12 protein-coding genes are annotated in these 11,524 nt (G+C 62.9%); 8 read left to right on the top strand and 4 right to left on the bottom strand.

What is annotated here, in order from left to right; genetic code table 11:
- Positions 1–9: 9 nt before the first annotated feature.
- Entirely contained in the window at positions 10–768 is a 759-nt protein-coding gene (locus FYJ85_RS06205; RefSeq protein ID WP_154417321.1) for an HD domain-containing protein, read from the bottom strand.
- A 120-nt stretch (positions 769–888) separates the two neighbouring features.
- Here FYJ85_RS06205 and lpxK point away from each other — a divergent pair, with 120 nt between their 5' ends.
- From lpxK to trpS, 4 genes are read left to right on the top strand one after another with little or no spacing between them, the layout of a single operon-like run.
- Positions 889–2,067, top strand: coding sequence for a tetraacyldisaccharide 4'-kinase (lpxK, locus tag FYJ85_RS06200; RefSeq protein ID WP_106054434.1), 1,179 nt, complete (start codon positions 889–891; stop codon positions 2,065–2,067).
- A gap of 17 nt (positions 2,068–2,084) precedes the next feature.
- Positions 2,085–3,239 (top strand): galactokinase, encoded by a 1,155-nt coding sequence (gene galK, locus FYJ85_RS06195; RefSeq protein ID WP_154417320.1) that lies wholly within the window; start codon positions 2,085–2,087, stop codon positions 3,237–3,239.
- 41 nt (positions 3,240–3,280) lie between these two features.
- Positions 3,281–3,724: a hypothetical protein gene (locus FYJ85_RS06190; protein ID WP_106054436.1), complete on the top strand. Its 444-nt coding sequence runs from the start codon at positions 3,281–3,283 to the stop codon at positions 3,722–3,724.
- Positions 3,725–3,775: 51 nt separating this feature from the next.
- Positions 3,776–4,741 carry a tryptophan--tRNA ligase gene (gene trpS / locus FYJ85_RS06185; RefSeq protein ID WP_106054437.1) on the top strand — a complete coding sequence of 322 codons (966 nt, stop codon included), beginning with the start codon at positions 3,776–3,778 and terminating at the stop codon, positions 4,739–4,741.
- A gap of 113 nt (positions 4,742–4,854) precedes the next feature.
- On the opposite strand, the gene FYJ85_RS06180 is transcribed toward trpS, so the two are convergent.
- Complete coding sequence (locus FYJ85_RS06180) at positions 4,855–5,778, bottom strand: PTS sugar transporter subunit IIA (protein WP_154417319.1); 924 nt, start codon at positions 5,776–5,778, stop codon at positions 4,855–4,857.
- Between the two features lie 18 nt (positions 5,779–5,796).
- A complete protein-coding gene (gene mtaB, locus FYJ85_RS06175) occupies positions 5,797–7,089 on the bottom strand; it encodes a tRNA (N(6)-L-threonylcarbamoyladenosine(37)-C(2))-methylthiotransferase MtaB (RefSeq protein ID WP_154417318.1) in 1,293 nt (430 codons plus the stop codon).
- A gap of 149 nt (positions 7,090–7,238) precedes the next feature.
- Between mtaB and FYJ85_RS06170 the strand changes: the two genes are divergently transcribed.
- Genes FYJ85_RS06170 through FYJ85_RS06155 form a run of 4 tightly spaced genes read left to right on the top strand, consistent with a single transcriptional unit; the run spans position 7,239 to position 10,643 of the window.
- Positions 7,239–7,805 (top strand): hypothetical protein, encoded by a 567-nt coding sequence (locus FYJ85_RS06170; RefSeq protein ID WP_154417316.1) that lies wholly within the window; start codon positions 7,239–7,241, stop codon positions 7,803–7,805.
- A gap of 15 nt (positions 7,806–7,820) precedes the next feature.
- Positions 7,821–8,624 carry a metallophosphoesterase family protein gene (locus FYJ85_RS06165; RefSeq protein ID WP_154417314.1) on the top strand — a complete coding sequence of 268 codons (804 nt, stop codon included), beginning with the start codon at positions 7,821–7,823 and terminating at the stop codon, positions 8,622–8,624.
- Positions 8,625–8,638: 14 nt separating this feature from the next.
- Entirely contained in the window at positions 8,639–9,607 is a 969-nt protein-coding gene (locus tag FYJ85_RS06160; RefSeq protein WP_106054442.1) for a LacI family DNA-binding transcriptional regulator, read from the top strand.
- 55 nt (positions 9,608–9,662) lie between these two features.
- Entirely contained in the window at positions 9,663–10,643 is a 981-nt protein-coding gene (locus FYJ85_RS06155) for a LacI family DNA-binding transcriptional regulator (RefSeq protein WP_154417312.1), read from the top strand.
- 26 nt (positions 10,644–10,669) lie between these two features.
- On the opposite strand, the gene FYJ85_RS06150 is transcribed toward FYJ85_RS06155, so the two are convergent.
- Positions 10,670–11,500: a helix-turn-helix transcriptional regulator gene (locus tag FYJ85_RS06150; protein WP_154417310.1), complete on the bottom strand. Its 831-nt coding sequence runs from the start codon at positions 11,498–11,500 to the stop codon at positions 10,670–10,672.
- Positions 11,501–11,524: the final 24 nt, after the last annotated feature.

Below are 11,524 nucleotides of genomic sequence, written 5' to 3'. Positions count from 1 at the left end.
CGGCGCGCTTTACGGCTGCGGCTGCAGCGCGTTCCGGGCGTTGTCGTAAATCTGCCGGATGAGCGGCGTATCCGGCAGGAAGCTCCGGATCGATTCGAGGTAGCCGCGTTTGCGGAACTCGTCGCGGCTCCAGTTGAAATTCAGGTCGTGCGCCCAGAGCAGCTTGCAGCTGACGAAGTCGCAGACGGTCCGCATGTCGCGGTGGCGCGGGCATTCGCCGCGCAGCATCGTGTCGCGGACGACCGGAGAAAGCTCCGGCGTGGAATCAAGTCCGAAGACGATCGATTTGTTTTCGGGGTCCTTCAGGTAGCCGATCAGGATCGGCAGGATGTCGAGCTTGTCGGCGTCGCGGACCGCCCGGGCCAGCTTCCCGGCGCGCAGCGTCAGCCCCGGCGGCACCGCGACCTTGTTGTGGACGCGGATTGCCGCAAGCACATCGTCCTGCTCCGGCTGCGTCAGGTCGTCCAGGCAGCGGCGGGAGACGGCCAGCTCGGCCGAGCGGTCGCCGTGGTCGAAGCTCTCGGCGTCGTTGAAGCTGCGGAAGCGGCTGAATTGTTCGAACCGGCTCAGGTCGTGCAGCAGCGCCGCGCGGACGGCGAGCCGGGCCTGCTCCGGCGGAAACGCCTCGGCCGCCGCGAGGGCCGTCGTTTCGTCGCGTACCCGGAAGGTGTGGGCGAGCTTCAGCCGCAGATTCCGGTTCAGTTGTTCGTCGTCGGTATAAAAGCTCTCCGCGTAGGCGACGAGCTCTTTTTCGAGTGTGGATAACATTGTTCCCTCATCGGTTTCCGGTCAATTTGATTAATATAATCCAAGAAAGTAAGAGCGCCAGCTTGAAGGAACGGCAAAACGGCATTAATTTATAGGCTGTAACCGTTTTCTGGAGTTTACATGCATTCTCGATTCAAATTCAAGGGGGAGGACTTCGAACAGTACTTCCTCGAGCTCATGGACGGGCGCCGCAAGGAGTGGTACGACCGGATTCTGATCGATATTCTGTTCGTCGCCTCGCGCTTCTACCGCATGGCGATACAGTTCCGGATCTGGATGTACGACAAGCGGGTGATCCGGAACCATGCGCTCGGCTGCCTGGTGGTCAGCATCGGCAACCTCTCCTGCGGCGGCACCGGCAAGACGCCGGTCGTCGAGGTGTTTGCGCGGACCCTCAGCGAAAAGGGGCGCAAGGTCGCGATCCTGTCGCGCGGTTACCGCAGCAAGAAGCGTTCGTTCCTCTTCCGGCTCATGCAGCGTTTCCGTTCGCAGAAGATCGAGCTGCCGCCGAAGGTTGTTTCGGACGGGCACAACCTCCTGCTCGAATCCGACTACGCCGGCGACGAGCCGTATATGCTGGCTTCGAATCTGCGCAAGGTTGCGGTGCTGGTCGACAAGGACCGGGTCAAATCCGGTCTCTACGCGGTCGAACAGTATCAGAGCGATGTCATCATCCTCGACGACGGCTTCCAGTACCTGATGCTCAAGCCGCATATCAATATCGTTCTGGTCGATTCGACCGATCCGTTCGGCAACGGCAACACGCTGCCGCGCGGCATCCTGCGCGAGCCGATCAAGAACATCCGGCGCGCCGACTACATCTTTCTGACCAAGTCGGACGGCAGCCATAAGCTCCGGCACCTGAAGAACTTCCTGCGCCGCCATACGCGCCGCGCCGAGATCATCGAGTGCTGCCACAAGCCGAAGCACCTCGTCAAGATGTTCTCGAGCGGCGAAGTGGAGCCGCTTGAAAAGCTGAAGGGGGCGAAGGTCGCCGCGCTTTCAGCCATCGCGAAACCGGAGAGTTTCGAGCGCTTCCTCGTGCAGCTCGGCGCCGAGCTTGTGCTGAAGGACCACTATGCCGACCATCACCGCTACACGCAGCAGGAGATCATCGACTTCATCAATCAGGCGAAGGCGGCGGGCGCGGAGTTCATCGTCACCACCGAGAAGGACGGCGTTCGCATCCCGAAGGTGGACCGCTGCGACGTTCCGCTCTATTATCTGCGGATTGAGATCGACATCCTGAGCGGCCGGGAGAGTTTCGACCAGTGTATTTCAAGAATCTGTTTTTTATAACATAAGGGAGTTGAGACATGCAGAAGCTGATTGAGAAGTTCGAAAAGTTCTACGGGAAGAAACCGACGGTAGCGGCGCAGGCGCCGGGGCGGCTCGAAATCCTCGGCAACCACACCGACTACAACCAGGGTTTCGTGCTTTCGTGCGCGGTCGAGCAGAACACGAAGTTCGCGCTGGCCCCCGTGGACGGCAAACACTGCCGGATCAAGGATTTCCGGGACAACAGCGTGCGCGAGTTCGATCTCGGCAACATCGCGACCGCGATTCCGCGGGACTGGAGCAACTACATCAAGGGCGTGATCGTCGAACTTGAAAAGCGCGGCATCCGGGTCGGCGCCTTCGATGCCGGGATGGAGAGCACGGTTCCGCTGTCGGCCGGCATGTCGAGCTCGGCGGCGCTCGAAACCGCGGCCGGTTTCGCGTTCGCCGAAGCGTTCGGCATCGAACTGCCGAAGGCCGACTGGGCGCGGGTCGGGCAGGGAGTCGAAAACAACTATATGGGGCTCAAGAGCGGGCTTCTCGACCAGTTCAGCTCGATTTTCGGCAAGAAAGATTCGATGATTCTGTCGGACTTCCGTTCGGTCGAAGTGCTCCGCACGGTGGCGCTGCCGGCCGGATATTCGATCGTGGTGGTCAATTCGATGGCGAAGCACAACCTCGTCGACTCGGAGTACAACGTCCGCCGCCAGGATTGCGAATCGGCCGCGCACAAGCTGGCCGGGATGTATCCGGACGTCAGAACCCTGCGCGACGTGTCGCTTGAACAGCTCGAAGTCGCCAGGCCGGTCCTGACCGAACGCGAGTACCGCCGCGCGCTGCATGTGGTCGGCGAGTGCACCCGGGTCATGGAGGCGGTCCGGCTGCTCGAAGCGAACGACGTGGCCGGGTTCGGCCGCCTCTGGTTCGAGTCTCACGAGTCGAGCCGGGTCAACTTTGAAAACAGCACCGAAGAGCTGGACTACCTCGTCGAGCTTGCGAAGTCGGTTCCGGGCGGCCTCGGCGCGCGCCTCTCCGGCGGCGGCTTCGGCGGGATCACGATCCATCTCGTGAAGAGCGAGGGGGCCGAAGAGTACGCGAAGCGCGTGCTCGCCGGCTACAAGGCCCGCACCGGCGTCGATGCCGAATTCATCATCTGCGCGATCGGCGACGGTGCGAGCGCTCAGAAACTGTAACGTGGAAAGACAAAAACGCGGAAACACGAAAGGAGCAGGAGATGAAAGAAGTTGATTTCAACGCTGTTGTATTCAAAGTCGCGATTCTCCTGCTCTTCCTCCTGCTTCCCGACAGCCTGATGTGGCTGAGGAATGAGGAGTGGGGGGGCATAGGCTGGATCTCGTTCGCGCTGGTGGTGCTGATGTTTCCGGTCTGCTGCTTCTTCGCGGTGCGGAAGACGCCGGAGACAGAGGAGACCCGGAGATTTTCGGAGTTTCTTTTCCGGCTGTTCGGCCTCTATCGGACGATCATCGCGCTGGGGACCCTCCCGTGGACCATCAAGTTCCTGACCTGTCCCCCTGAGGAATTTGTGTGGCAGCATATGTTTCCGCCGGAGTTGGGATGGTACGTTCTCCATCTGCTGTTCGCTGTGACACTGCTGGTACTTCCGAACTTGTGGAATCGTTTGATCGTGCTGGTCGGCCGGCTGTTGCGGAGGTATTGAACAGGAGCGATGGAATTTTGAATTGATTGCTATGGAAAAGTGAGTGAAACAATGAGAATCTTAACGGGAATCCAGCCTTCGGGCACGCCGCATATCGGCAACTATTTCGGCGCGATGCGCCAGATCATCAATATCCAGGAGAAGGGCGAAACCTTCGTGTTTCTCGCCGATTACCACTCGCTGACCACTTCGCCGGAGCCGGAGCAGTTGCGGAAGAACGTGTTCGAGCTCGCGCTGAACTTCCTCTCGTGCGGCGTGAACACCGAAAAAAACACTGTGCTTTTCCGGCAGTCCGATGTTCCGGAAGTCTGCGAGCTGACCTGGATATTGAACAATGTGACGCCGGTCGGCCTCCTCGAACGCGCCCACAGCTACAAGGATAAGATCGCGAAAGGGTTTGCGCCGAACAACGGGCTGTTTTCATACCCGGTGCTGATGGCTTCGGACATCCTGCTTTATCAGAGCAACCTCGTTCCGGTCGGCAAGGATCAGAAGCAGCATCTCGAGATCACCCGCGATATTGCGATCAAGTTCAACAACCAGTACGGCGACGTGTTCACGATTCCGGAGGAGCTGATTCCGGAGGAGGTTGCGATCGTGCCCGGAACCGACGGGCAGAAGATGTCGAAGAGCTACAACAATACGATCCCGATCTTCGGCAAGGAGAAGGAGATCAGGAAGGCGATCATGAATGTGGTCACCGACTGCAAACAGCTCGAGGAGCCCAAGGACCCCGAAAACTGCAACGTGGTGGCGCTCTATAAACTTGTGGCGACGCCGGAGGAGCTTGAGGAGATGAAAGCGAAGTATCGCGCCGGCGGCTACGGTTACGGACACGCGAAACTCGCGCTTTTCGACAAGCTCTGGGCCTACTTCGAGCCGATGCGGAAGCGCCGGGCGGAGCTTGAGCGGAATCCCGATTTTGTCTGGGAAGTGTTGCGCAACGGCGCGGAAAAGGCGCGGATCGAAGCGCGGAAAACCATGGCGAAGGTCCGCGAAGCGGTCGGTCTCCGCTGAAAAAACACCGGGCCGGATGCGATATCCGGAGGAATATGCCGCAGGAGCCGCAGGAAGGCGAAGTGCCCTCTCCTCCGGCTCCCGCGATACTGCTTCCGGGCTGTGCGCCGGGATTATTCCCAGAACAGCCGCGCCGCGAATTTCCTGAGCTGGACGATCCCGGCGAGCCGTCCGGCCGAATCGACGACGATGAGCTGGCCGATCTGATTGACCAGAAACAATTTGGCGATCTGAACCGCCGGTACCGATTCGCTGACGCTGGTGAATTCGGTGCGCATGACATCCGCGACCTTCGTGTCATTGGCGCCTTTGAGCACCTCCGAAAACGGCTGGAAACGGTACATCGGCGTCAGATCCTCAAGCCAGAGCACATGCTCCGGCATGCTGAATTTCAACAGTTCAAGCAGCGACACGACGCCGCGCAGGTCGCCGTCGTCGTCGAGAACCGGCATTTCGCTCTCTCCGGTCACCGCGAAGAGTTCGATCGCGCGCTGCAGCGTATCCTGCTCGAGCACGGTCGTCACCTTGCGCGTCATGACGTCGCGCACGCGCAGATAGTCCGGGATGGTGAGGTCCGACCCGTTGAAGTGGGCCATGACGGCGCCGGCGTCCGGCAGATTCGCTACTTTGTCGATCTCGCCGGGTGTGCTGAAGTCTTTGGCCAATGCCGACAGGAGCTGCAGGTGAAGCCCGGGGTCGTCGCCCGGCGTCAGCAGCATGAGGACGACTTTGACCGGACCCGTCTCCGGCGCCTGGAAATCGATTCCGTCCCGGCTGGAGGCCAGCGCGACGAGCGGCTTGTCGAGCTCGGCCAGCCGTGCGTGCGGCACGGCGAGGCCCGGCGCGATGACGGTCGGAAAGACCGCTTCGCGGGCCAGTACTTCGCTGACGATGCTTTCGGCGGAGAGCCCCGCGTTGTTGCGCGCCAGCAGCCGGGCCAGTTCGCTGACGACCTCCGCTCCGGTTCGCGCCTTGCATCGGCAGATGATGTTTCCCTCGGCGAGATAGCTGTAGAAATGGGTCGCGTTGTCGGTCATGGGGCTCCTCCCGTATGGTTAGGTTTCGAGATTCGATGCCGTGTTTTCCGCCGTCGCTTCGACGGGGACGATCCGGTTCAGCGGGACCGTTCCTGCCGGAACGCGCAGCTCCAGGTAGTTGTCGCTCCAGCCCCGTGCGAAGCCGCCGGAGTCGACGCGTTCGAAGATCACCGGCAGGAACGCGCCGCACTGGCTCTCGACGAAACGCCGCTTCGATTCCGCCGCGGTCGCGGCCAGACGGCGGTAACGGCTTTTCGCTTCGGCGGCCGGGACCCGGCCCGGGAACGAAGCCGCCGGCGTCCCGCTCCGCGGAGAATAGGTGAAAATGTGCAGATTGGCGAAAGCCATCGCTTCGACGAACCGGCGGCTCTCCTCGAAGTCCGCTTCGGTTTCGCCGGGAAAGCCGACGATGAGATCGCTGCCGAGATGGATTCCCGGGATTTTTTCGCGGGCGGCTTCGACGAAGGCGGCGTATTCGTCCGTCGTATAGTGACGGTTCATCAGCTTCAGAATCCGGTTGCTGCCGTGCTGCAGCGCGAGATGCAGAAAGCGGCAGACCTTCGGCTCGGAGGCCATGACGTCGAGCAGCCCCCGGTTGTCGGGCGCCGGTTCGGTCGAGCTGAGCCGGATGCGGAAATCTCCGTCGATTCCGGCCACGGCATGGACCAGCTCACCGAGGCCCCGCCCGGCGTCGGAGTAGGCGCAGGTGTTGACGCCGGTCAGCACGAGTTCGGGGAATCCGTCCGCGACCGCCCTGCGGCAGTCGGCCAGGACTTCGTCGAACGCGCGCGACCGCTCCGGCCCGCGCGCATACGGGACGATGCAGTAACTGCAGAAATTGTTGCACCCCTCCTGAATTTTCAGAAACGCCCGGCTGCGGAACGGAAAACTGCCGAACGCCCTTTCCCGGAAAGGCGTTATCGGCTCCTCGCTGCTGCGGGCCGCGCCGCCGGGATCGGTCCGGCCGGCCAGGTATTCGAGCACGAGCTCCGGCAGGGACCGTTTTTCGGGGTTCGACAGCACGACATCGGCCGCGCCGTCGGTCAGGAACGCATCGCGGTCGAGCTCCGCGCTGCAGCCGGTGACGACGATGACCGCCTCGGGATGGGTCGCGCGGAGCTTCCGCACCGCCTGTCGGCTCTTGCGGGCGGCTTCGGCGGTCACAGTACAGCTGTTGACCACTGCCAGCGCGGCTTTTTCGGCCGATTCGGCCACCTCGTACCCGGCTTCGGCCAGGCGGGAGACCAGCAATGCGCTGTCGGCGGTGTTGAGCCGGCAGCCGAGCGTGAGAACGATCGCTTTACGATTCAAGATTACCCTTCCTTTCCTGCGGGTAACATAGAGCTGTTTTGCGTTTTTTGCAACTCGAAGCGGGTGAATTTCTTGCACAATCCGGAGTTGGGGGGTATATTACCGGACTGGATACGGCGAACGCAATACAGACGCGGGGAGGGCGCAGCATGCCGAAAAACGATTTTATCAGCGACAATCTGGTCCATATGCGCGACCGGCTCAAGGAGAATGCGGCGAAGGCGGCGGTTTCCGGAGCCGTTCCGCCCGCCGTCCGCGAACCGGAGCCGGAGAAGCCGAGGCTCTCCGCCCGGCAGCCGATGCGTTCCGCCTCCGGCGGCGATGACGATTTCCTGCGGCAGAAGCGCGAATTTGAGGGGTATCTCGAACGCGACCGCGCCGCCGCCGCCGCCTCGCTGGAAGTCGAAACGCGCCGGCTCGAAGAGCTTCAGCGGTTCGCCGCCGCGCTGGAGGAGCTCGACCGGGCGTTCCGGCAGCTCGGCCCGGCCGAGTCCGCCGAGACCCGGCGCGAGCTCGAAAAGCTTCGCTTTGCGCACTATCGCGCCGCCGGAAGGGCTTCGGCGTTTCTGCGGGAAAAATCCGGCGGCCCGCTGCCGGGGGCGGCCGCGGCGGAGAAGCCGTTCCGCCGCAGTGTGTCGGAGTCGCTCCCGCTCGCGGCGGCGGTCGTCGTGTCGGCGCTGATCGTCGCGTCGGCGTTGTTCATTCTGTTTCACTGAGTTGGAGGGACACCGATGAAAATCCTCCATTTTTCCGATCCGCACGCCGGAGGTCCCGCCGAGGACTGGATGGCCTATATCGACAAACGCTGGGTCGGCGTGTTCAACTACCGCTTCCGGCGGCAGTTCCGGCACGATCTGACCAAGCTCGCCCGTGCGGTCGAATATATCCTTGACGCGAAGCCGGATCTGGCCGTCTGTACCGGCGACCTGACCAGCTCCGGCCAGCCCGGCGAATTCGAAAAGGTCCGTCCGATTCTCGCGCCGCTGCGCGATTCGAAGATTCCGCTGCTGTATCTGCCCGGCAACCACGACTGTTATGTGAAGCGCCCGAAGTGCGTGGCGGCGGTGCGGGAGATGACCGAATATCTGTCGCGCGGCGACTACCGCTTCACGGATCTGCCGCTGACGCGGGTTTACGGCGGGCTTGAATTCCTGCTGCTCAACACGAGCCGTCCGTCGAACCTGCTCTGTTCGTGGGGATTCGTCTCCCGGCAGGATTCGGCGTGGGTTGAGAAGGTCTGCTCGGAACCGAAGACGATGCCGCGCATTCTGGTATCGCACTATCCGATGATCGAGGAGCATCCGCTCCTGCGGACGCGTCATCGGCTGTTCGGGCAGAAGAAGATCCTCGAACTCATGAAATCGCGCGAGATCGACCTGTCGCTCTGCGGGCACGTCCACAAGCCGTATCTGAAGGTCGATCCGACCGGCCGCGGCGAGTGCTGCGCCGGCTCGGTCACCCGGAACGGCAGCATGGTCGAGATCGATTATTCTCCCGAAAGCCGGAATTTCACATTTCACACCATCAATCTTTAAAAGGGTACAGGGGCATGGCGAGCGACATCAATCAGCTTGCGAAGAAGTGCGGGGTCTCCAAAGCGACGATTTCGCGCGTGTTCACCGGGCGCGCCCGGGTCAGCGAGGCGATCCGGACGAAGGTGCTGGCCGCCGCGCGTGAGCTGAATTACCGGCCGCAGCAGGTCATGGCGCGCGACTGCGTGGCGATCATCGTGGCCGATGCGCCGAGCCCGCAGCGGCGCACGAGCTTTTCGGAGCGGCTGCTGACCTCCGCGGTCTTCGAGATCACGCGGCGCAATCTCCTGACCGAGGTGATTCCGGTGAAGGAGCTGCCGAAGCTTTATGACAGTTACACGAAGGCGGTCCTGCTGCTGCTTTCGGAGCCGGAGATCGAGGAGCACCGCGGGGAGTTCGAACGCCTCTCGATGCCGATCGTCACGGTCAACAAGCAGTATGCTTTCAGCAGCTCGGTCAACACCGACCACGGGCAGGGGGTCACGCTGGCGCTCGAGCATCTTTATTCGTACGGGCACCGCCGGATCGGGCTGACGGTCGACCGGGTCGAAAATCAGGCCGGGCGCGAGCGCATCGGCGCTTACCGGGCCTTTGCGGCGGCGCGTGTTCTGCCCGAGCTGCCGATCGGGCATTTCCGCGACCTCGACGTCGAGGACTCCTGCCGGGAGCTCGACCGGGTCCTGGCGGAGAAGCCGACCGCGCTGGTCGTCTGCGGCGAGAGCGTGGCGCTCCAGGCCGCCTATGAGCTGAAGAAGCGCAACTACCGGATTCCGGAGGATATTTCGCTGATCACTTCGGAATTGACTGACATCTGCTGCTGGATGACGCCGGAGCTGACCACGATCAATCAGAATCTCGATGCGCTGGCGGCGGAGACGGTCGCCCAGCTTCTGGCCCGGATCCGGGCGCCGCACTCCCCGCGGGCCAACAGCTGGCTGCCGACTGCGCTGATCGTCCGGAACAGCGTCGGCAGGTGGAATGGATAACGCCGGACGATTGCGGAACCGGCCGTATTGAGGAACACAGGAACAGGAGGTCGCCGTGGAACCGGAAGGAAAACGGGCGTCGTTGTCCGATATTGCAAAGGAGGCCGGGGTCGATGCCTCGACCGTGTCGCTGGTGCTGAACCGGAAGCCGCTGGCCGAACGCCTGCGGCCGGAGACCCGGCGGCGGATCATCGAAATCGCCGAAAAGCTGCGTTACCGCCCGTCTGCGGCGGCACGGAGTCTGCGCACGGGGCGCAGCGGCATGATCGGCATGGTTGTCGGTGACATCGCTTCGCTTTTTTACTCCGAACTGACCGCGACGGCCCTGGCGAACGCCGAAAGGAACGGCAGGCGGCTCATCGTCTCCGCGACCGAGTGGTCGAAGGAGAAGGAGCTCAAGGCGCTCGAGAACCTGCTCGCGGCCGGAGTTGACGGCATCATCTTCCTGCCGGGCAGCCTTTCGGAAGAGCATCCGCTGTTCCGGACGATCCGGAGCGAACGGATTCCGCTCGTCACCTTCGACCGCAAACTGCCCGGAACTCCCGCCGTGCATTGCGATTACCGCCGCGGCTTCGCGGAGGCCGTGGCGCGGCTGGCCGCCCGCCATCGCCGCATCGGCTACCTCGGCGCGCGGGGCGAGATTTCGAACAAAATCCCGTCCTTCCGCGAGGCGTGTTCCGCCTGCGGCTGCGAGGGGATCGTCTGTGAGTTCGAGGGAGACGATTTTTCGAATTTCAAGCTGGAGCCGGCGCTTTTTCTGGGGGACGGCGCGCCGAAGGCGTGGCTGGTCGGCGCAGGGGAGGCGTCGATTTATCTGCTGAACCATCTGCTGCGGCAGGGGATCGGAATCCCCGGGGAGATCGAGCTGGTCGGGACGAGCGTTCCGCGGATCGGGGAGCTCTGCACTCCCTCCGTCAGCCATGTCGAGCTGGACTGTTCCGCCCTCATGCGCGCGGCGTTCGAATTGCTCGGCGGCGGCGAAGAGCGCGAAATCTTCGTGCCGACCGGTTTCCGGCCGCTCGGAAGCTGCCGGTAGCCGGCCGGACCGCCGCCGCTCCTTATTTACTGGCGGTAACCGGAGGGCGGGCAGCCCATATAGCGTTTGAACTGGGCGGAGAATTCATACTGCGACGCGTAGCCGAGCCGTTCGGCGATCTCGCCGATCGACAGCTCCGGCCGGATCAGAAGCGCGCAGGCCGCATCGAGCCTGCGCCGGATCCGGTAACGGTGCGGCGAGATGCCGAGTTCCGCTTTGAACCGTTTGCGGAAGTTCTCGTAGCCGCAGCCGTTTCGGCGGCAGAACTCCCCGAGGTCGACCGGTCGGCGGAAGTCGCGGCCGAGCAGCGCGCAGGCCGCCGCGATCAGTTCGCGCGGAATGCCGCGCGGCGCCGGCTCCTCCTTTCCCCCGAGACAGAGCATGGCCAGCTCCACGATCGACGGCAGCTGCCGCAGCAGCTCCGCGTCGGAGGCGGTCCGGAACGACTCACCGAGCCCGGTGAAGCGGTCGACGAGCGAGGATACCGGTGAAATGCGCCGTACCGGTTCGGCCGGATCGGCCAGGGCGTAATTGGCCAGCAGCGCCGCCACCGACTCCCCGAGTTCGATGAAGCACTCGAGCCAGTTGCTCGACGGATCGACCTCGGTCGTGTGCGGCACGCCCCGGAAGCGCTGGAATACCGAGCCGGGTTCCAGCGCGAATGCGTCTCCCTCCGCCGTGCGGTAGACGCCGCGCCCGCGGAGCAGCAGCACGAGCACGTAGCCGGGATGGGCCCGGTTGGTGTAGTCGCTGCTCAGCCCGGACTTGTCCATGACGCCGACGCCGAACCGTTCGCCGGCCGGGGCGCCGATGGTACGGAAGACGATGAACGGCTCCGGGAAATTACCGGAAAACATATCCAACTTCCCCAAAGATCATAT

This window comes from Victivallis lenta (genome assembly GCF_009695545.1).
Taxonomy (GTDB): domain Bacteria; phylum Verrucomicrobiota; class Lentisphaeria; order Victivallales; family Victivallaceae; genus Victivallis; species Victivallis lenta.
This window is presented reverse-complemented; position numbering and strand designations above follow the sequence as displayed.

Bases quoted from the DNA above. Each gene is read 5' to 3' on its own strand.
- FYJ85_RS06205 (WP_154417321.1), bottom strand. From the start codon at position 768: ATGTTATCCACACTCGAAAAAGAGCTCGTCGCCTACGCGGAGAGCTTT.
- lpxK (WP_106054434.1), top strand. From the start codon at position 889: ATGCATTCTCGATTCAAATTCAAGGGGGAGGACTTCGAACAGTACTTC.
- galK (WP_154417320.1), top strand. From the start codon at position 2,085: ATGCAGAAGCTGATTGAGAAGTTCGAAAAGTTCTACGGGAAGAAACCG.
- FYJ85_RS06190 (WP_106054436.1), top strand. From the start codon at position 3,281: ATGAAAGAAGTTGATTTCAACGCTGTTGTATTCAAAGTCGCGATTCTC.
- trpS (WP_106054437.1), top strand. From the start codon at position 3,776: ATGAGAATCTTAACGGGAATCCAGCCTTCGGGCACGCCGCATATCGGC.
- FYJ85_RS06180 (WP_154417319.1), bottom strand. From the start codon at position 5,778: ATGACCGACAACGCGACCCATTTCTACAGCTATCTCGCCGAGGGAAAC.
- FYJ85_RS06170 (WP_154417316.1), top strand. From the start codon at position 7,239: ATGCCGAAAAACGATTTTATCAGCGACAATCTGGTCCATATGCGCGAC.
- FYJ85_RS06165 (WP_154417314.1), top strand. From the start codon at position 7,821: ATGAAAATCCTCCATTTTTCCGATCCGCACGCCGGAGGTCCCGCCGAG.
- FYJ85_RS06160 (WP_106054442.1), top strand. From the start codon at position 8,639: ATGGCGAGCGACATCAATCAGCTTGCGAAGAAGTGCGGGGTCTCCAAA.
- FYJ85_RS06150 (WP_154417310.1), bottom strand. From the start codon at position 11,500: ATGTTTTCCGGTAATTTCCCGGAGCCGTTCATCGTCTTCCGTACCATC.